Source organism: Rhodococcus sp. NPDC058532 (assembly GCF_042719255.1).
Lineage (GTDB): Bacteria > Actinomycetota > Actinomycetes > Mycobacteriales > Mycobacteriaceae > Rhodococcus_G.
The window spans coordinates 369,998-389,438 of sequence record NZ_JBHXNU010000003.1 but is presented as its reverse complement, the minus strand read 5'-3'; the positions used below and the strand labels follow the sequence as shown (position 1 = coordinate 389,438).

At 69.3% G+C, this 19,441-nt stretch carries 20 protein-coding genes; all 20 read right to left on the bottom strand.

Features of this window, described 5'->3' with window-relative positions; all coding sequences use genetic code 11:
- Positions 1-129 precede the first annotated feature (129 nt).
- A complete protein-coding gene (locus tag ACFWQG_RS06360; protein ID WP_378506732.1) occupies positions 130-534 on the bottom strand; it encodes a hypothetical protein in 405 nt (134 codons plus the stop codon).
- 119 nt (positions 535-653) lie between these two features.
- Positions 654-1,136 (bottom strand): hypothetical protein, encoded by a 483-nt coding sequence (locus ACFWQG_RS06355; protein ID WP_378506731.1) that lies wholly within the window; start codon positions 1,134-1,136, stop codon positions 654-656.
- Entirely contained in the window at positions 1,133-1,714 is a 582-nt protein-coding gene (locus tag ACFWQG_RS06350) for a hypothetical protein (RefSeq protein ID WP_378506730.1), read from the bottom strand. The genes ACFWQG_RS06355 and ACFWQG_RS06350 overlap by 4 nt, the downstream gene beginning before the upstream one ends.
- Positions 1,684-2,994, bottom strand: a complete 1,311-nt coding sequence (locus ACFWQG_RS06345; protein WP_378506729.1) for an MCE family protein — start codon at positions 2,992-2,994, stop codon at positions 1,684-1,686. The genes ACFWQG_RS06350 and ACFWQG_RS06345 overlap by 31 nt, the downstream gene beginning before the upstream one ends.
- Positions 2,991-4,091, bottom strand: a complete 1,101-nt coding sequence (locus ACFWQG_RS06340; protein WP_378506728.1) for an MCE family protein — start codon at positions 4,089-4,091, stop codon at positions 2,991-2,993. Before ACFWQG_RS06340 ends, ACFWQG_RS06345 begins: the two co-directional genes overlap by 4 nt.
- Complete coding sequence (locus tag ACFWQG_RS06335; RefSeq protein WP_378506727.1) at positions 4,088-5,377, bottom strand: MCE family protein; 1,290 nt, start codon at positions 5,375-5,377, stop codon at positions 4,088-4,090. Before ACFWQG_RS06335 ends, ACFWQG_RS06340 begins: the two co-directional genes overlap by 4 nt.
- Positions 5,374-6,396: an MCE family protein gene (locus ACFWQG_RS06330; RefSeq protein ID WP_378506726.1), complete on the bottom strand. Its 1,023-nt coding sequence runs from the start codon at positions 6,394-6,396 to the stop codon at positions 5,374-5,376. Before ACFWQG_RS06330 ends, ACFWQG_RS06335 begins: the two co-directional genes overlap by 4 nt.
- The gene (locus ACFWQG_RS06325) at positions 6,393-7,424 is read right to left on the bottom strand and encodes an MCE family protein (RefSeq protein WP_378506725.1); all 1,032 of its coding nucleotides are present in this window, start codon (positions 7,422-7,424) and stop codon (positions 6,393-6,395) included. Before ACFWQG_RS06325 ends, ACFWQG_RS06330 begins: the two co-directional genes overlap by 4 nt.
- Entirely contained in the window at positions 7,421-8,587 is a 1,167-nt protein-coding gene (locus ACFWQG_RS06320; RefSeq protein WP_378506724.1) for an MCE family protein, read from the bottom strand. The genes ACFWQG_RS06325 and ACFWQG_RS06320 overlap by 4 nt, the downstream gene beginning before the upstream one ends.
- 8 nt (positions 8,588-8,595) lie before the next feature.
- Positions 8,596-9,447 (bottom strand): MlaE family ABC transporter permease, encoded by an 852-nt coding sequence (locus tag ACFWQG_RS06315; RefSeq protein ID WP_378506723.1) that lies wholly within the window; start codon positions 9,445-9,447, stop codon positions 8,596-8,598.
- Positions 9,448-9,457: 10 nt separating this feature from the next.
- Positions 9,458-10,201, bottom strand: a complete 744-nt coding sequence (locus ACFWQG_RS06310) for an MlaE family ABC transporter permease (RefSeq protein ID WP_378506755.1) — start codon at positions 10,199-10,201, stop codon at positions 9,458-9,460.
- Between the two features lie 74 nt (positions 10,202-10,275).
- Positions 10,276-11,562, bottom strand: a complete 1,287-nt coding sequence (locus ACFWQG_RS06305) for a cytochrome P450 (RefSeq protein WP_378506722.1) — start codon at positions 11,560-11,562, stop codon at positions 10,276-10,278.
- 53 nt (positions 11,563-11,615) lie between these two features.
- Complete coding sequence (locus tag ACFWQG_RS06300; RefSeq protein ID WP_378506721.1) at positions 11,616-13,271, bottom strand: acyl-CoA synthetase; 1,656 nt, start codon at positions 13,269-13,271, stop codon at positions 11,616-11,618.
- A gap of 30 nt (positions 13,272-13,301) precedes the next feature.
- Positions 13,302-14,558: a hypothetical protein gene (locus tag ACFWQG_RS06295; protein WP_378506720.1), complete on the bottom strand. Its 1,257-nt coding sequence runs from the start codon at positions 14,556-14,558 to the stop codon at positions 13,302-13,304.
- Positions 14,552-15,103, bottom strand: a complete 552-nt coding sequence (locus ACFWQG_RS06290; protein WP_378506719.1) for a nuclear transport factor 2 family protein — start codon at positions 15,101-15,103, stop codon at positions 14,552-14,554. The genes ACFWQG_RS06295 and ACFWQG_RS06290 overlap by 7 nt, the downstream gene beginning before the upstream one ends.
- A 77-nt stretch (positions 15,104-15,180) precedes the next feature.
- Positions 15,181-15,375 carry a ferredoxin gene (locus tag ACFWQG_RS06285; RefSeq protein ID WP_378506754.1) on the bottom strand — a complete coding sequence of 65 codons (195 nt, stop codon included), beginning with the start codon at positions 15,373-15,375 and terminating at the stop codon, positions 15,181-15,183.
- A gap of 2 nt (positions 15,376-15,377) precedes the next feature.
- A complete protein-coding gene (locus ACFWQG_RS06280) occupies positions 15,378-16,802 on the bottom strand; it encodes a cytochrome P450 (protein ID WP_378506718.1) in 1,425 nt (474 codons plus the stop codon).
- The gene (locus ACFWQG_RS06275; protein WP_378506717.1) at positions 16,799-17,599 is read right to left on the bottom strand and encodes an SDR family oxidoreductase; all 801 of its coding nucleotides are present in this window, start codon (positions 17,597-17,599) and stop codon (positions 16,799-16,801) included. The genes ACFWQG_RS06280 and ACFWQG_RS06275 overlap by 4 nt, the downstream gene beginning before the upstream one ends.
- Entirely contained in the window at positions 17,599-18,816 is a 1,218-nt protein-coding gene (locus ACFWQG_RS06270) for a cytochrome P450 (RefSeq protein ID WP_378506716.1), read from the bottom strand. Before ACFWQG_RS06270 ends, ACFWQG_RS06275 begins: the two co-directional genes overlap by 1 nt.
- Positions 18,817-18,819: 3 nt before the next feature.
- On the bottom strand, positions 18,820-19,440 hold the full coding sequence (locus ACFWQG_RS06265) for a TetR/AcrR family transcriptional regulator (RefSeq protein ID WP_378506715.1): 621 nt from the start codon (positions 19,438-19,440) through the stop codon (positions 18,820-18,822).
- Between the last annotated feature and the right edge of the window lies 1 nt (position 19,441).

Below are 19,441 nucleotides of genomic sequence, written 5' to 3'. Positions count from 1 at the left end.
CGGGGGGGACAACCGTGCCGGCGGAAGAAAAAACCGAGATTGTTTTTCCCACACTTCTCCCCCCCAGCCTCCTTTCTTTCCCCCCCCCCCCCCCCCCCCAACGCCCCCCCCCCCGTGGGCCGCGGTCGGTCACCAGAAGAGGTCGAACAGTCCGCCGTCCTCGGTGGTGGTGGTCGTGGTGTCGTTGTCGTTGGTGGTGTTGTTGCTGTTGGTGTTGGTCGTGTCGTTGTCGGAGCCACCGGTGCCGCCGCTGGCGTTGCCGCCGTTGGCATTGGCGGGCCCGCCGTTGCAGCCGTTGCCCCCGTTGCCGACGGTCGCGGCGCCACCGGTGCCACCGGCGATCCCGACCCCACCGACACCGGCATTGAGGCTGCCTCCGTTGCAGCCGCTGCCGCCGGTCGAGGTGGCGTTGCCGCCGTTCGCGTTGCCGCCGTTCGCGTCTCCGCCTTGGGCGGAGGCGATCCCGGCGCCGCCAGCGACAGCGAACGCGGCGATCGCCGCGGTGGCCAGGACTCGCGTGATGGTGTTCGACATGGTGACTCTCCTTGAATCGGTGGGGGTTGGTCTTGCTTGTGACATCAAGACTCCGCCACCGCGGCGCGCCCCGACAGGCACCCAAGGTGGCGACCCTGCCCACCCCCGCGCGCGCTGCCCTACACCGGGGTCAGCGCGCCGATTCGCCACCGACCGTCGACCAGTTCGAGGGTCACCTCCACGCGCGAGGCGGTGGCAGCCGGCGCGGGCTGCGCGGTCGACGTGGTGATCTGGTCGATGAACATCAGCAGCCGTGCCCGATCCGCGGTGCCGTCGAGGTAGCCCGCCTCGACCACCCGTGCCCGGGTGCTGATGCCCCGTTCCTTCGACTGTGGGGCAACGGTTGTCGATGCATAGTCGACGAACTCACGACGAAAGTCCCCGGTGGTGTCCTGCCCGGCCCGGTCCAGGTCGGCGTCGACGGTCTGCGCGTTGTAGCTCAACACCGCTTCCACCACCGCCGGCCCCTCGGCGAGCGCGTCCGCCCGCGCCGCCTCCCTCGCCGCGGATCCGCGACTCAGCCACGCGAGCGCGGTAACGGCGAGGACCAGCACCACGACGATGAGCGCGGCCACGACCAGCGCGATCCGTCGCCCCCTCACGGCACGAACTCCATCCCCGACATCAGCAGGCGGTCGCCGACGTCCTCGACCGTGACGCGCAGCCGATAGCTGCGCGGTGTCGCCGTCGGACTGTCGCTGTTCGCGACGCTGGCCGACGCCGCGACGAGCACGACACCGCCACCGCCCGCATCCGTTGCCAGCGCCGCCGAGTCCACCGATCCGTCCGAGCGCACCGCGAACTCCCGGATCGCGGCGGCCAGCCCGGTGCGGCCGTCGGCGAGCTCGTCCGCGAAGGGTCCGGTGCTGAGATCGCGGAGACGGTCGAGGTCGGCGTCCGCGGAGTCGGTGTCGACGTCGATCATCGCCACCACCCCTGCGGTGGCGGCGGCGACGAGCGCCTGCCGGTGCGCGTCGCGGCTCCGATCGTCAAGGTACCGGCCGATCACCGCGACCGCCCCGACGCCGAGACCGGCGAGGAGCAGCACCGCGATCCCCGCCAGGATCGTTCGCCTCCGACGCCCGGCCGGAGGGGACGCGGCTGCGGCGTCCCCTCGGGCCGGCGCGTCCCCGGCGACCGGCGCCTCCGCTACGGTGTCGGGCCCAGCAGCTGCTGCCATCGGTCGTCACCTCCCCCTGCCGCAGGCGCAATGTCGGTGTGCCCGTATCGCGTGCCGTCCGGCCCGGAGTACAGCTCGTCCGGTGCATTGGTGCCGGACGGGACGAACGGCTCCGGGCTATTGCAGATCTGCGGTGTCGGCGCCCGCTTCCCCGGGACCTCCGCGCAGGGAATGTTCCTGGAACCGCGGACCGCGAACGTCGAGTCCTGGGGCACCTTGCAGAACAGGTCGGGCGGGGTGGCGGGCACGCTCATGTCCCGCGGGTCGCGGCGTTGGTCGGCGGGCAGGTACCCGGTGGAACAGGCGGCCGGGTCCTGGGCCTGCAGGTGGAAGTTCACGTACGCCGCACCGTCGGCCTGCCCCTTCTGCACCACCGTCTCCTGGGCGGCGACGAGCGGCGGCAGGATCACGAAGACCTGCTCGAGGGCCGCGTTGTAGGTGAGGGCGACCTGCGTGGTGCTGGTCAGATTCGCCAGCATCAGTGGCAGGGTGGGCCGCAGCTGCTGGAACAGGGTGTCCGCCTCGGCGGCGAAACCCGGCCCCCGATCGAGGAGCCCCCGCGTCGAACCGTCCGCGGTGGCGAGCTGATCGCTCAGGTGCGCGACGTGTGCGGTCCACTGCCGGATCTGGTCGCCGGTGACGACCTGGGTGTCCAGCAGCGGCGCCAGCTGCCGCACCAGCGTCGTCGCCGAGGTCGTGGCGTCGGCGGCCTGGTCGACGAACGAGGTGGTCGCGTCGAGCAGCCGCGCCAGGTCCTGTCCCCGCCCGGCGAACGCCGCCGCCGACTCGTCGAGGACGGCCCGCAGCGTGTCCTGCGGTATCGACGCGAGCATCTGCTGCGCGCGATCGAGCACGGGACCGATCTCCTGCGGGGTTGTCACCCGCGCCGCCTCGATCACGTCGCCGTCGGTCAGGTACGGCCCGTCGGCGGTTGCCGGCTGCAGATCGACGTACTGCTCGCCGATCGCCGACACACTCCGCACCGCAACGGCCAGGTCGCGGGTCGGCACCGGCACCGACGCGACCAGCGACAGCTCAGCCCGGACGGCGTCCGGGTCGACCCGGACGTCACGGACCCGGCCGATGGTCTCGCCGCGATAGGTGACGTTCGCGTTGCGGTAGAGGCCGCCCGCGTCGGCCATTTCGACGGTGACGGTGTACCGCCCGATTCCCAGCATCGTCGGCACCCGAAGGTAGGCGACCGCGGCCGCGGTCATCCCGATGACCGCGATGACCGCGAAGATCGCCAGTTGGATGCGGACCAGTTTCGTCAGGATCATCGGCCACTCCCCCGCGTGGGCGGATCGAGCGGTGCGGTCACCGGATTCACCGGTTCCCCCGTCGACACCGCCGTCGCCGGCGCGAGCGGGGTGCCGAATCCGAGGCTCTCCCGCAGCCGCTCGCCGGTCAGGTCGACCAGCACCCACAGGTTCGCGTAGTCGCCCCGCATCCCCTGGTCGATGGTGGTCTGCGGGAACGGAAACGTGCTGAGGTTCCCCAGGTTGTTCATCAGGTCCGGACCGGCGGCGACGACCTGTTCGAGGGTTGGTTCCAGGGCCTCGAGGTTGGCCCGCAGATCGTCCCTGGTCCGGGTCACCAGGTCCGTACCCACCGCACCGAATCGGCCAACCGAATCGAGCGCGGAGGTCAGCTCGGCGCGGTCGTCCGCGAGCACCGCCATCGCCGGGTCCAGCACGTCCAGTGCCCGGCGCAGCACGTCCCGTTCGGTGGCGATCTCGCCTGCGAACCCGTCCAGGTTCGCCATCGTGGTCACCATCGCGTCCCGCTGCCGATCCAGCGTCTCGGCGAGCGAATCGAACTGTGTCAGCAGGTCCCGCACCGACGCCTCCCGGCCGCCGAGGGTCTTGTTCAGTTCCGTGGTGATGGTCTGCACCTGCGCGAGCCCGCCCCCGTTGAGCACCACCGACAGCGCGGTGAGCGCCTCCTCCGTTGTCGGGTACACCCCGGCGCGGTCCAGCGGGATCAGCGAGCCGTCGGCAAGTTGGCCCTCGGGGGGAACGTCGGTCGGGGGCGCGAGGGCGATATGGGTGGATCCGAGCAGGCTCGTCTGCCCGATCCGGGCCGTCGCGTTCGCGGGCAACCGCACCGACTTGTCCAAGGACACCGTCACCTTCGCGTGCCAGTTGTCTGGCTCGATGGAGCTGATGCTGCCGACCGTGACATCGTCGACCAGCACCGGCGAGTTCGGGCTGATCGTGGTCACATCCGGCATCTCGATCACCACGGCGAAACTGCCGTCACCGCGGCCAGCGGCCCCGGGCAGCGGCAGCGAGTTCAGGCCGCCCCACTCGCACCCGGACAGCACCAGGGTCGCCGACAGCGCCGCGGCACCGACCGCCCAGCCGCGGCGGCTCACCGTGTCCCCGTCCACGGCGCGAGCAGCGCACCGAGATCCGGAACCGGGACGGTCGGCATCGTCAGCGCGGGCATCGACGCGGCCCCCGGGGCGGCGGCCGGAGCCGGCGGGCGCAGCTGCGGCTCGCTGTAGATCAGTTGCTCCGGCGCCGCGCCGAGCGCGCGGCTCGGGTTGACGGTCAGGTCCGGGTAGTTGGCCTTGACGGTGTTCAGCAGCGGACCCAGGTACTGCGCGCACAGTTCCGCCCCCCTCTCGGACGTCTCGTTGGCCAGCCCCGCGATGCCACCGCAGATGAAGTTGATCGGATTCCCGATGTTCTGGAATGCCGGGACGCCGATCATCGATCCCAGTGCGGGCCGATAGATGTTGTAGTAGTTGGCCAGTGCCGTCGGGCCCAGGTGCAGCACCCGCTCCAGCCCGTCCTTCTTGTCGACGAGTACCCGGGAGACGTCGGCGAGCTTCGCGACCTGCTCGGTCAGCCCGGTCCGGTTCTGCGCGACGAACCGCTGCACATCGGCGACGGCGGCGTCCAGGTCGGCGAGCGCGGGCGCGAGCTGGGTCCGGCCCTCCGCAAGCAGTCCGGAGACCGTCGCGAGCCGTCCCTGGAACTGCACGATCTGCTCGTTGCTCGCGGCGAGTGCGGTGGTGAACGCCTGGAGTCCACGAACGGTGCCGAACAGGTCGTCACCGCTGTCGGACAGGGTGCTCATCGCCCTGGACAGCTCGGCGACCGAGTTCCCCAGCGCGGCGCCGTTGCCCTGCAACGCGGATCCGGCGCCGTTCAGCAGGTTCGCGGCCGGTCCGGGATCGTCGCCGCTCGGCCCGAGCACGTCCGCGGCGCGTCCCAGTTCGGCCTTGATCCGGTCCCACTCGACCGGGACGGCGGTCCGGTCGACACCGATCTCGGCGCCGTCGCCGAGCGCCGGTGCCCCCTCCTCGATGACCGCGGGGGTGAGCTGCACGAATCGCGCGGACACCAGCGACTGGGCGACGATCACCGCCTTCGCGTCCGCGGCGACCGGGACCGAGCGCTCCAGCGTCAGCCGGACCCGCATCCGGTCGCCGTCCGGGTCGATGCCCGTCACCCGGCCCACGTCGACACCGACGACGCGGACATCGTCACCGACGTACAGGCCGGTGGTCGACGTGAAGTACGCGGTGATCCGGTAGTACCGAAGGTGCTGCACGGTCAGGTATCCGGCGGCGGCGATCGCGGCAACCAGGACCACCGTGGCGCCGCCGAGCAGGAGTCTGCGCCGACCGACCGTCGGCCACGGGATCGTCATCGGACCTCCGGGATGGGCAGCGGTGCGGGCGGCAAGCCGACCGCGGGGTTCACCAGCACCTGGGTGTACTGGCCGGGGACCAGGTTCTGGATGTATGCGTAGTAGAAGGGACCGCTGGCCACCGTGTCGCCGAGCGTTCCGACGTAGGTGCCGAGGCCATCGATGCCGGTGGCCATGCTGTCCTTGTTCCGCTGCAGCACGCCGACGACGGTGTTCAGCTTGTCCAGCACGGGGGTCAGCTGCGCCTCGTTGTCGTGCACGAATCCACTCAGCTGCGTCGACACCGCCGAGACGTTGTCGAGCAACTCCGCCAGCGCGGCCTGCCTGCGGGTCAACTCGCCGAGCAGCGCGTTGCCGTCCACCAGCAGCGAATTCACCTGGGGGCCGCGCTCGGCGAGGATCCCGGCGACCCGGTCGGCGTCCGCGAGCAGGGCGCGCAGCGTCTCGTCCCTGCGGTTGAGGCTGTCCGAGATGCGGGCGACACCATCGAGCGCGGGTCGCAGATTCGGCGCGCTGTCGGTCAGCACGGTTCCCACCTCGTCGAGGGACGCCGACAGCCGGTCCAGGTCGATGTCCTCCACCGTGGTGGTCAGGTCACCGAGCACGTCGGGCAGCGAGTAGGCCGACCTGGTGCGGTCGAGGGGGATCTCGCCGCCGACCGGGATCCGCCCGGCACCGTCGAGATCGAGGGTGACGGCCCGCTTTCCGAGCAGCGACATCGTGGTCACCGCCGCCGAGGTGGCCGCGCCGAGGTCGACGGACTCGTCGAGCGTGAAGTCGACCCGGGCACGCCCCCGCTCGACCGCGATTCCGGTGACCGTCCCGACCGCGACCCCCGCCGCGTTGACCTCGTCCCCGGTGGCGAGACCGCTCGCGTCCTCGAACACCGCGTGGTAGGGCACCCCCGACTCCACGAACGGCAGATTCTGGTACTGCAGTGCCGCGAGCACCGCCGCCACCGTCACCGCCAGGCCGACCACCCCGACCCGCACCGAGCGGCCTTCCGTCGCACTTCTCATCGCGGCGCGCACCTCCCCGTCGTCTGGTCGATCAGGTCAACGGTCATCGGCTTTCCGTCGATTCCGTCGACCTTCATCGCGATCCCGCACAGGTAGAAGTTGAAGAAGGAGCCGTACGCGCCGATCCGGATCAGCTGCCGGTAGTTCGACGGCATCGAGGCCACGATCCGGTTCAGCTCGTCCTGCTGCTCAACCACCGGGACCAGGCTCGCGTCGAGTTCGGCGATCGTCCCCGCGATGTCGGGGCGGGTGTCGGTGAGCAGGTCCGCGAAGGTCCCCGTCGCGGTCGTCACGCTCGACACCGCGTCCCCGATCAGCTCGCGATCCGCCCCCAACCCACTCACCAGTTGCTGCAGATGGTCGAGGGTGTCACCGAACTGGTCACCGCGGCCCCGCAGCTCGCTCAGCACCGCGTCGAGGTTGTCGATCACCCGGCCGATCAGCTGGTCCCGGTCCGCGAGGGTGGTGGTGATCGACCCGGTGTGCGCGAGTACCGAGCTGACGGTGCCGGACTGCCCCTGGAAGACCTTGAGCAGCGACATCGACAGCTGGTTCACCTGGACCGGGTCCAGTGCCCGGAACAGCGGTTTGAATCCGCCGAGCAGGGCATCGAGGTCGAGAGCAGGCGCGGTGCGCCGCACCGGGATCGTCTCGCCCGCAGCCAGTGGCCGCGCGGCGCCAGGGGCGTCGAGCAACTCGAGATAACGGTTGCCGACGAGGTCCTGGTAGCGGACCGCGGCCCGCGTCTCGACGGTCGGCACGGCCGCCTCGTCGACGCTGAACTCGACGCGGGCACGACGGTTCGCGCCGAGTTCGACCGAGTCGACGGCGCCGACCGGGACGCCCGCGACCCGCACCCGATCGCCCGGTCGCAGGCCCGAGACGCTGGTGAACTCGGCGGCGAAGGTCGCCGACCCGCCGCCGCGGATCTGGCCGAACACCAGGATCAGGCCTGCGTTCACCAGCAGCATGACCACCGCGAAGACGCCGAACTTCACGGCATAGCCGGGCACCGTCCGGCCCGTCATCGCGGAGTCCCGAACAGGTAGCTCATCAGGTCCCCCGTCGTGTTCATCGGCTGCCCGCCGTTCGGTTGCCGTTCCGGTGCAAAGGGATTCACACCGATGTCGGTCACAAGGAAGGGCGCATTGACGTTCGGGTCCCGCAGCGGCAGACCCATGCAGTGCGGACCGCCGGTCGCCGCGACCTTCGGCAAATCATCCGGGTAGCGGTACGGCTCGGCGCCGGGGACCAGACTGATCGACATCTTCAGCCCGGGCTGACCGTTGTATGCCCCGTCGCCGATCGCCTTGCTCTCCTCAAGACCCCGGAACATGCACGGGATCACCGGGGAGTACTCGCGGAGCAGTTCGGTCGTCGGCCGCAGCGAGGCGAACAGTTCGGCGGACGTGTCGCTGTTCTGCGCCAGCACCTCCGCGCCGGTGTTCGCCAGCCCGGTCACGTTCAGCAGCAGCAGGTCGAGGTTGCGCTGCCCATCGACGAGGGTGGTTCCGGTGGTGGTGAGCGAGCCGAGGGTGCGCATCAGGTCGGGGGCGACCTCCGCGTAGGTCTGGGTGACCGGCGGCAGGTCGGTCAGCACCCGCTCCAGTTCGGGCCGGGCACCAAGGAACTCGACGAGCGACGAATCCGCCTGGACGAGGGCATCTCCCAGCCGGTCGCCGCGTCCCTGCAGGGCACCGGCGAGTGAGCCAAGCGTGGCGTCGAGCTGCTCCGGGGGCACCGCCCGCAGCACCTCGGTGAGGTTCTCGAAGACCGTGTTCATCTCGACCGTGACCTGGGACGCGTCGATGGTGGCGCCGCCGGACAGCCGCGCCTCGGCCGGATCCGGCGGCGCCGTCATGCTGACGAACTTGGCGCCGAACACCGTGTTCGAGGTGATCTCGACGTGCACGTTCGCCGGGACCGCGGCGAGGGCGTCCGGGTCAAGCAACAACGCAAGACGGGCGGTGTCGCCGTCGCCCCGCCCGATCGCGTCGACGGTGCCGATCGTGACGCCCGCCATCTTCACCCGCGCTCCCGGCTCCATCACCAGTCCGGCACGCTCGGCGAGCACCGTCACCGGAACCCGCTGCGTGAACGACTCGGTGAACAGCGCCACCGACAGCGCCACCACCCCGGCGACCGTGCCGATCAGCGCGACCGCGGCGATCTTGTACCCATACCTGTGCACGCGTCCCCCTAACCGGACAGGTTGAAGTTGCCCGAGCCGCCGTAGATCGCAAGCGAGACGAGCAGCGTCACCGCGACGACACAGATCAGCGACAGCCGTACCCCCCGCCCGACCGCGGTTCCGACCCCGGACGGCCCGCCTGCGGCGTGGTAGCCGTAGTAGGTGTGGATCAGCATCACCAGCATCGCCATCGCCAGCACCTGGACGAACGACCACGCGACGTCGAGCGGGTTGAGAAACGTGGAGAAGTAGTGGTCGTACAGGCCCGGCGACTGCCCGAAGATCACCACCGTCGTGAACCGTCCGGCGAGGAACGACGCCACCAGCGCGAGCGAGTACAGCGGCAGGATCGACAGCATTCCGGCCACCACCCGGGTGCTGACGACGTAGGGCACCGAGCTGATCGCCATCGATTCGAGTGCGTCGATCTCCTCGCTGATCCGCATTGCGCCCAGCTGTGCGGTGGAGCCGGCTCCGATAGTGGCGGACAACCCGATTCCCGCGATCACCGGTGCCGCGATGCGCACGTTGATGAACGCGGAGAAGAACCCGGTCAACGCCTCGACGCCGATGTTGCCGAGCGAACTGAAACCCTGGATGGCGATGGTGCCTCCGGATGCGAGGGTCAGGAAGCCGACGACGGCGACGGTGCCGCCGATCAGGGCGAGCGCCCCCGTGCCCATGCTGATCTCGGCGATCAGGCGCAGCACCTCCTTCGGGTGCCTGCGCAGTGCCGACGGGATGTGCGCGACGGCGCGGGCGAAGAACACCGCCTGACGTCCGAGGTCGTCGATCGACCTGGACGCCCGCGCCACCCGCGCCCGGGTCGGCCCGAACTTTCCGGTCTCGGTCAGTGCCACCGACGTCCCCTCACCCCGCCGCCAACCGGATCCCGACCGCGGTCACGATCGTGTTGACCACGAACAGCGCCATGAACGCGTACACGACGGTCTCGTTGACCGCCTCCCCAACGCCCTTCGGACCACCACGCACCGCCAGACCCCGATAGCACGCAACCAGGCCGGCGAGCAGCCCGAACAACGCCGCCTTCACCATCGAGATCGCCACCTCGGGAAGCCCGGTGAGCAGGGTGATCCCCTCGGCGAACGCGCCCGGGTTGACACCCTGCAGGAACACCGAGAACGCGAATCCGCCCGCGATGCCGATCACGCAGACCAGGCCATTGAGCAGCAGCGCGACCACCGTCGACGCCACCACCCGCGGGATCACGAGGCGGGTGACTGGGTCGATGCCGAGGACTTCCATCGCATCGATCTCCTCCCGGATGGTCCGGGAGCCCAGGTCCGCGCAGATGGCGGTGGCCCCCGCCCCCGCGACGATGAGGACCGTCACGACGGGACCGACCTGGGTCACCGCTCCGAGCGCGGCGCCGGCACCACTCAGGTCGGCGGCACCGATCTCCCGGAGCAGGATGTTGAGGGTGAAACTCACCAGCACGGTGAACGGCACCGCGACCAGGATCGTCGGGACAATCGACACGCGGGCGATCATCCAACTCTGCTCGAGGAACTCGCGCAGCTGGAAGCGGGTGCGTACCAACCCGACCGCGACCTCGGCCGTCATCCGGTAGAACTCACCGAGACCCCGGAGCATCCCCCGCCCGAGTTCCCGCGAGCCCCCCCGCCCGGATTCCTGCGAGACCACCGAACCCCCCTGGCCGGTCACGGTCAGTGCACCACGGGACACTCGGCGGCGGCCGCGGCGGCGCCCGCTGCCGGGCGGCCATAGTCAACCCGAAACTCCTTGATGCCGTTGATCCATCCGGACTGCAACCGGATCGGGTCACCGAGCCTGCTGATGTCGGGCAGGTGATCGGCGATCTTGCTGAAGATCAGGTCGATCTCCATCCGGGCCAGATTCGCGCCGATGCAGTAGTGGGGTCCGGTGCCCCCGAACGCGAGGTGCGGGTTCGGATCCCGACGGATGTCGAAGGTGGCCGGATTCTCGAACACGTCCTCGTCGAAGTTCGCGGACCCGTACAGCAGCACCACCCGCTGCCCGGCCCCGATCGGGGTCCCCGCAATCTGGGTGTCGACCAGCGCGGTGCGCTGCTGCGCGATCAGCGGCGACGCCCAGCGGAGGATCTCGTCGGCCGCCGTCCTCGGGCGGTCCCGCTTGAATAGCTCCCACTGCTCCGGATGGTCGAGGAAGGCGAGGATCCCCAGCGTTGTCGCGTTGCGAGTCGTCTCGTTGCCCGCGACCGCGAGCATGATCACGAAAAACCCGAACTGTTCCGGGGTGAGGACCTCGCCGTCGACGTCGGCGTGCACGAGTTTCGAGATGATGTCCTCGAGCGGCTCCGCCCGCCGTGCCTCCGCGAGTTGGTAGGCGTAGCCGAGGATCTGGGCGGACGCCATCCTGGACTCGCCGGCAAGGCTCTCGTCGTCGTAGCCGGTCATCTGGTTCGACCACTCGAACAGCTGCTGGCGTGCCTCCGGCGGGACACCGAGCAGTTCCGAGATCGCCTGCATCGGCAGCTCACTGGCCACCTGGTTCACGAAGTCACCGTGCCCGGCTGCCGCGGCCGCGGTCGCGATGTCCTCGGCCCGTGCGTCGAGTTTCTCGCGCATCGACTCGACGGACCGGGGCGTGAACAGCCGGGAGACCAGCTTGCGCAGCTGGGTGTGCTCCGGGGCGTCCTTGTTGATCAGGACGTGCTTGGTGACCTCGAGTTCCTCCGGGGTGATCGCCGCCTCGTGCCGGGGGATTGCCCCGTTGGCGTTGGAGGAGAACTCGTCCGAGCGCAGCGACACGTCCCGGATGTCCGCATGCCGGGAGACGACCCAGAAGCCGTCGTCGGGGAAGCCGTCCACCCCCGGTTCCTTCGCGTTCCACCACACCGGTGCACACGCGCGGAGCCTCGCGTACTCCTCGAACGGGATCCGCTCGCCGTGCAGTCGGGGATCGGTGAAGTCGAAGCCCGCGGGTAGATCCAGATCGGCACTGTCTGCCATTGCAGTGACTCCTCAGGGAAGTGGGCGCGCCGGATGAACGTGCGCGAGGGCACTCAGTCGATGTGGTGATCGGGATCGTTGGCCGCCGCATACGCCTTCGCCCAACCGAAATCGGGTTTGCCGCTGGGTGTTCGGGCGATCTCCTCCGCCACCCAAAAGGTGCGGGGGATCTTGTACCCCGCGAGCTGCGTGCGGGTGTGCTTCTCGAGGGAATCGAAGTCGATAGGGGTGCCGTCGCGGCCGTGCAGCACCGTCGCCACCCGGCTGCCCCACCGATCGTCGGGGACGCCGATCACGATCGCGTCGTACACGTCGGGGTGCGCCTTCACGACGGCCTCGACCTCCTCCGCGAACACCTTCTCGCCGCCGGTGTTGACGACCATGTTGCCGCGCCCGAGCAGGGTGATGGACCCGTCGTCCTCGATCCGCGCCCGATCCCCGGTCACCACCGCCCGCTGCGGGGCCCCGCCCGAGGCCCCGTCGGCGGCGCCGGTGACCATCCGGAAGATCTCGGCGGACTTGGCCGGATCGTTGTAGTAGCCGACCGGCACGTTCCCGAGCTTGGCGAGCCAGCCCTCGGCACCCGACCCGGCAGGCAGGATCCGATCATCGTCGTCCACCACCACCGAGAACCGATTCGCGGCGACCTTCGGCCCACCCCGCTGTTGCGACCCCTTCGTCGCGAAACCGATTCCGCCGAAGCCTGTTTCGGACGAACCAACCGAATCGGTGATCATCAGGTTCGGCATCGCCTCGAAGAAGGCGTCCTTGACGGCCGCCGAGAACAACGCGGCGCCGGACGCAACCACACCGAGGCTCGAGGTGTCCCGGTCCTGTCGGCGGTACGCATCCACCAGGGGTCTGCCCATCGCGTCCCCGGTGATGACCATGACCTGCGGACGGTGCTCGGCCACGACCTCCCAGACCTGCTCGGCGTCGAATCGGGGTTCCATGATCACCGTGTTCCCGGAGAAGAAGGCGGTGAACGTGGGCATCAACGCAGAGGTATGGATCAGCGGCGGCAGCATCAGCCACCGCATCGCCTCCGCTGCCGCGGCCCCGGTCCGGGACTGTTGGTACTCGTCGGTGATCGGCGCACCGGAGTAGAAGTCGTACCCTCCGCCGAGGACCCGCCAGATGTCCTCGTGCCGCCACACCACCCCCTTCGGCCGTCCGGTGGTTCCGCCGGTGTAGAAGATGTACCGATCGTCCGGACTGCGTTCACCGAAGCCCCGTTCCGGGGATCCGGCGGCGAGCGCGTCCGCGTAGGTGATCGCGCCAGGGACCCGCTCCGCCGCACCGGTTGCCAGTGCGTCCGGGACCGCAACGAGGTGCCGGATCCGCGGCGCGGCGGGCAGCACCTCGGCGATCCGATCCGCGAAACCCTGATGGAAGACCAGGGCGTCGAGATCGGCGTTGTCGTAGAGATACTGCAACTCGTCTGCGGTGTACCGGTAGTTGACGGTGAGCGGGACCGCGCGGAGCTTGAACGCGGCAAGGATCGCGACCATCGTCTCGATCGAATTGTGCATGTGCACACCGATGTGCGCGCCGGCACCGAAGCCCGCGTCTGCGAGGTGATGCGCGAACCGGTTGGCCCGCTCGTCCAGCTCGCGGTAGGTGACCTTCTCGCCGGAGACGATCATTGCGAGACGGTCGGGCATTGCATCCACGGAGTGCTCGAACAGATCAGCGAACGTGTAGGCCATATGTGCATGTCCTTCGTCGGATGTGGGCGCTCACACTACATAGAGCGGCAGGGGAATTCCGCGATCTTCGAAAACAAAGGCGGCACCGGTGCTGACCTTGGTGATCGCCACCTCAACGCACTCCGGTGCTGACTCGTCGGTGAGGTCGACGGTGACCAGCAGCCCCGAGGCCTCCTCGCCGAGGACCCGGACCGTGAAGCGCGGGTTCACCCCACGCACCAGCGCCTGCAACGGCTCGAGGTGGGCCCCGTCGATGAGGGTCGGCCAGCCGCCGTCGGTGTCGACCGGTCCGCCGCGGCCCAGCCACAGGTCCAGCCGTGTTCCGTCGAACCGGATCTCGCTGTGCACGTACTGTTTCGGCGCCAGCAGCGGATGCACCGACAGCACGGTGGCCAGTCCCTCCAGGTCGTCGGGCAGCCCCAACGCGTCTCGGATCCGCCGCGCGGCGACCCCGGCGATTCCGGTCAGTTGCTTGCGGGTGATCTCGGCGGCAGCGTCCGCGTCGGCCCGCTTGCGCACCGCGAGCTGGAACCCGAGCACGAGCAGGTGCTGCTGCAGGCACACCTCCTCCGCGATCCGCACCAGCGTCGACCGGGAGAAGTCGGCGAACCGCAGGTCCGACAGGAGTGGCCCCGAATAGTCGTGTGCCCCTTCGTCGGAGTGGTCGATCGGGGTGAGCTCGAGGGCGTATGCCTCGGTGCGTCCGATCTGCTCGGTGTGTGGTTCCATCACCGGCGGGATGTGCGCGTCGTCGATGATCACCGTCCACGCGCAGTGCGGATGCCGGTCCGCTGGCCTGCGCGGCGGCCGGTGAATCGGACGCACCTGGGCGTGCGGGTTGGTCGCCAGCGCGGTCGCGTCGAAGGTCGGGTCCTCGATGTCGTGGCACATCGCGGTGACGTACTCGTCGCCGAGCGGCTCGACGTCCATCAGCGCCCCGCAGTGGTCCAGCCAGAACTCGCCGCGGCGCGGAGTGTCCACCCGATACCGGAAGTCCATGAACTGCGGCGGTGCGCCGATGTCGAGCTGCAGTCCCTTGAAGATGGTCACCACGTCGTCGCCCTCGTAGCCGAGCGCCCGCTGCATCCGCCGGGTGTACCAGGGGCTCGACGCCTGCCATTCCTCGATCGCGACCTGCGCCATGCCGTCCCGGCCGAACCGGGCGATCAGGTGTGCCATGCCGGACCGGTCGATCAGCTGCCCGCACAGCAGTAGCTCGGGCACCACGGTGGCGAGGTCCGCGCGGGAAAGCGCCTCGAACGACCGCCTCGCCTCGGTGCTCACCACAGCGGCACCGGCGCGGTGCCGACCCGGTACCAGCCCGGCAGTTCCTTGCCGGACACCGAGCGCTGGATCCGGCCCTGCATGCCCGTCGACAGCGCGTTGTCCTTGATCATCTCCATGAACAGCGCGGACACGTTCCCGAAGTCGAAGAAGTCGCGCTGCCAGGACCATTGGAAGTTGCCGCCGTAGCGGAACCAGCTGCCGCCGATGCCGTACACGGAGTAGTTGCCGCCGTCGGCGCGGGTGGCATCGGCGACCTGCTTCCACAGCCCGATCACGTTGCCGCTGCGCTCGTCGACGACGAACTCCTGGTACGGGTATTGCCAGCCGTCGAGCCCCTGCATCTCGAGGCCGAGCGCGACCTCGCGGATCTCGTCCCGCCCGACGGCCATGAAGTCCTGCTTGGGGCCGTAGTTCCAGCCGTAGGTGGCGTCGTCGGTGTAGAAGTCGGCCAACGGCGTCCAGTCGCCCGCGGCCTCGGCGCTCTTGTTTCCGTCCACCCAGCGCTGCACCATCTCGTCGAGTTCGGCGCGGTCGAATCCGGTCATGCTCTCTCTCCTCGAAGTCTCGTCGTGCGGATGTTGCTCGGTACGGGGTCGACCGGGCGGGGGCGCGGTCGGGGTGCTCAGTCGGGTGTGACCCGCAGTGCCCGCGTCGGGCAGTAGCGGATCGCGTTCTCCACATCGCCGCGCAACGATTCGGGCGGGGTCGGGTCGAGAATCTCGACGGTTCCCCGCTTCGGCACCGTGAACACGTCCGGCGCCTCCATCTCGCAGGCGGCATGCCCCTGGCACAGATCCGGGTCCACCTCGACGCGCATCGTCATGCCTCGCTCGGGCTGTGCGAGACCGGGAGTCCGGTCTCGGTGGGCGCCGCCGCCGCGCCTGCCGGAACGCGACCGGGGCGCCTGCGGTAGCGCACCGTGCACGGCTGCTGCAGCTGGACCACCATCTTGCTGTGATCGTTGCGGTAACTGTCCGCGGGTTGCGCCATCTCGAACTCAAAGTCCCGCAACAGGATTGAAAAGATCGCCTTCAACTGCATCTGCGCGAAGGCGGCACCGACGCACCGGTGCCTGCCCGCACCGAACGGGATCCAGGTCCACCGGTTAACGATGTCCTCCTGATTCGGGTCGAGGTAGCGACCCGGATCGAACCGGTCCGGGTTCGGGAAGTCCTCGGCGATCCGGTTCGAGATCGCCGGGGTCGCGGCAACGAGATTGCCCTCGTCGATCGCGAAGCCGCCGACCTCGAAGTCGCCGCGGGCGACCCGGAGCAGGAGGATCAGCGGCGGATGCAGCCGCAGGGTCTCCTTGATCACCGCCTCCAGCACCGGGATCTGCCGCAGCGCGTGGAAACTGATGTCGGCGCCGTCGGAGTACAGCTCGTCGAGTTCGGTGGTGACCCGCTCCATCGTCTCCGGATGCCGGAGCAACTCGATCAACGACCAGGCGGCGGTCCCGGAGGTGGTGTGGTGACCGGCGAACATCATCGAGATGAAGATGCCGGTGATCTCGTCGGCGGAGAAGCGCAGGTTGCCATCCTCGTCGCGGACCGAGACCAGGACGTCGAGCATGTCCCGGTCCTCCCTGCCGACGGGCGGGTGCGCGATCCGTCCGGTCATGATCTCCTGCACCAACTCGACGAGGGCCAGCCGGGCCGCGTCCCGCCTGCGGAAGCTCTCGATCGGCGCGTACGGGTCGACGAACGCGATCGCGTCGGTGCCCTGCTCCAGCTCGTGGTAGAGCCTGGCGAAGCGGTCGTCCAGCTGGTCGCGGAACTTCTTGCCGATCAGGCACGCCGAGGAGGTGTAGATGGTCAGCTCGGCGAAGAACTCGAGCAGGTCGATCTCCCCGTCGTCGCCCCAGCCAGCGACCAAGTTTTCGACCTCGACGCCGATCGTCGTCGCGTGTCCCTTCATCTGCTCACCGCGCAACGCCGAGTTGTGCAGCATCTCCTTGCGGCGCTCGGGGCTGGCGTCAAAGACCACACCCTCGCCGAAGATCGGCTTCATGAACGGGTAGGCGGCCTGCTGGTCGAGGTCCTCGTCGTCGGAACGGAAGAAGAACTCGTTGGCCTCGGCGCCGGAGAGCAGCACCACGGTCTTGTCGACGAGCCGGAAGGTGCCGACGTCGCCGCACTGCTCCCGCACCCGGCGCATCAGGGCGATCGGATCGGTCCGCAGTTCCTCGAGGTGGCCGTGTTCGTGTTCGCCGCCGGACACCCGGGGCGGGGTGGGGAGTGTCATCGGTCGGTCTCCTCTGCGCCGACGGGGGCGAGGGGCGCTTCCGGCTGCACCTCGACCAGGACGAGGTGGGCGCCGCGCGGGGCGCTCACCACGGCGACAATGGCGTTTGCCATGTCGGAGGCGCGCAGGAAGTAGCCGTGCCTGGCGAAGCCCCACCTGGTCCACAGCTCCGCGACCGGGGCGAGGATCTCGGGTGTCGAGTCCATGCCCATCCCCGTGAACGTCGGTCCGGGCCGGACGATCGATGCTCGAATCCCGGTGCCCTCCAGCTCCATCCGCATCTGCCGCCCCATCGCCTCGAGGCCTGCCTTTGCCGCGTCGTAGGCACCCATTCCGGGCCGTTGCCGGTCCGCACAGTCCGAGCCGATGAGCACGAAGTCCCCGCGGCGTCGCGCCCGCATGCCGGGCAGCACCCGGTGCGCCAGCCGCTGCGCACCGACCAGGTGCACATCGATCTGCTTGGCGAACCGCACCGGGTCCATCTCGTCGGCCATCCCGAACTCAAGGTCACCGGCACCGGAGACGACGATCTCGGCCGGACCGATCGCCGCCTCGGCCGCCGTGACGAAGGCGTCAACGGAGTCGTTGTCGGTCACGTCGAGGAGGTGCGCGAACGCCTCTCCCCCGTTGCTCCGGATCTTGTCGGCGATCGCCTCGGTCTGCGCAACCCGGCGAGCACCGAGCGCGACGGGGTGACCGAGTTCGGCGAGCGCGTAGGCGGTCGCCTCACCGATCCCGGAGGATGCGCCACTGATCAGGGCTGGTCTGCGGTCGGGGTTGGGTTCGAAACGGGGCATCAGCGCACCTGCACCTTCACCGGCAGGGCCGCGAAGCCCCGCACGTTCGTCGAATGGACACGTTCGATTCCGGACTCGTCGACGTCGTAGGCCCGAACCTGCCGAGCGAACTCCGCCAGCGCGATGTTCGCCTCGAGTCGCGCCAGGTGCGCACCGAGGCAGAAGTGCACGCCGCCACCGAAACTCGCCAACCTGGTGGAGGCGCCGCGACCGATCAGGAACTCGTCGGCGTCCTCGAACACCTCGTCGTCGCGGTTGGCCGAGCCGATCAGCAGCAGCACCTTCTCCCCGGCGGGCACCACCGCGCCGTGATACTCGAGGTCGACGGCGCTGGTGCGGGCAACGATCTGACTGGAGGTGTCGTAGCGGAGGGTCTCCTCCACCCAGTCGGGGACCCGATCCGGATTGCCGAGGACCGGCGCGACCTGATCCGGATGCCGTGCACCCCAGTACAGCGCGTTCCCGAGCAATTTGGTTGTGGTCTCGTTGCCCGCCACGACCATCAGGAACATGAACCCCAGGATCTCCTGGTCGGTCAGCTTGTCGCCATCGATCTCGGCGTCGAGCAGTGCCGAGGTGAGGTCCTCGGTGCGTGAGCGCCTGCGTTCGGCGATCATGTCCTTGTAGTAGGTCATCAGCGCCATCGAGGACTCCACCGCAGCCTGCGGGACGTCCAGCACGCCATCCTCGCGGTGCACCACCAGGTCCGCCATCCGGCGCAGTTCGGTGCGGTCGGCCTGCGGCACCCCCAGTAGCTCGGAGATCACGTCCATCGGCAGCCGTCCGGCGACCTCGGCGATCCAATCGAACTCGCCGGCGGCGAGGGCCGGATCCAGGTACTGCCTGGCAAGTTCGTGGATCCGGCCGTCGAGTTCGGCGACGCGCCGCGGCGTGAAGCCGCGGGACACCAGCTGCCGCAGCCGCATGTGCCGGGGATCGTCCATCGCGAGAAACGACATCACCAGGTGGGCGTGCGGACCGTACGCCGCCGGGTCGAGCGAGACGCCGTTGGCGCTCGAGAGCCGGGTGTTGTCCTTGAACGCCTCCATCACGTCAGCGTGCCGGGACAACGCCCAGAACCCGAGGTCGGTGTTGTGGTACAGCGGCGACTCCTCGCGCAGGCGCCGGTAGGTCGGGTACGGGTCGTCGTGGAAGTGGTAGTCGTACGGGTTGAACACCAGCGGGTCGAGCAGGGTCGCGCCGTTCGAATCCGTCATGCGTTACTCCAATATCATTGTGGCGGAACGCTCCAGTCGGTCGGCGAGGTCCGCGTAGGACCCGTAGCCCATCCCGGCCCTGAGCAGCGCTCCGGCGTAGAGAAGTTCGAGGGTTTCGAGCACATCGGGGTCGGGGTCGCGGCCGGACGGGGTCGACTCGTCCCCGCGGAGCGCGTCGAGGAGGCGGTCGCGGATCTCGATGCCGATCCGCACCCGCAGGTGCTCCACGTCCGGGTCGCCGCCGAGCAGGGCATTGGTCACGGCAGCCGAGAGTCCGGGTTCGTCGGCGAGCAGCAGCGCGATGTCACGCAGGACGGCGACCACGCGGCCGGTTCGATCGTGGCCGTCGGTCGCCGGACGCGGCGACCGCGAGAGTCGCCGCCAGAACACCTCGGCGACGAGGTGCTCCTTCGACGAGAAGTAGGTGTACGCGGTCGCGGGCCCGACACCGGCACGGGCCGCGACGGCGCGGACGGTGAGGCCAGCGAAGTCCTCCTCCCGCAGGACGTCGACCGCCGCGACGCACAGGCGGTCGACGGTGTCCGCCTGCTTGGGGGTGAGACGGCGTCGGGTTGACTCGAAACTGCTGGGAACGCGATCACTACTAGACACGTGTCCAGACATT